At 50.0% G+C, this 354-nt stretch carries 1 pseudogene; it reads left to right on the top strand.

The annotated features are described in order from the left end of the window. A pseudogene (locus LKK83_RS03700) lies at window positions 1–354 on the top strand (hypothetical protein); the annotation flags it as partial.

Raw genomic sequence — 354 nt, forward strand, 5'->3', positions numbered from 1 at the left:
AATTGCTCTCTCCTTACGGGGAGGTAAAAGCACCCCAGCGGGTGGCTTCCGAAGTCCGAGAAATCGACTTGTACTTTAGACCCCTTCCGAATTTAGAGCTGGCTGCGGTTCGACCTTTGGGTATTTTAGGAAGAATGGCGGCTAGTCCGAATCCTTCGATTTTTGAACCTTTTCGCAACCCAGTCAGCGAAGATGAAATTTGCGACTGTCTCGGAAAGTTGCTAGACGTGAGGCGATCGCTGCAACGCCAAGCCAACCGTAATAATCGCCGACTGTCCAACGAAGCCTTACCCAAATTATGGATTCTCACCCCCACCGCTTCCCCTACCATTTTATCAAGATTTAGCGCTATGC

The sequence above is a fragment of the Phormidium sp. CCY1219 genome, assembly GCF_035615515.1.
Lineage (GTDB): Bacteria > Cyanobacteriota > Cyanobacteriia > Cyanobacteriales > Laspinemataceae > CCY1219.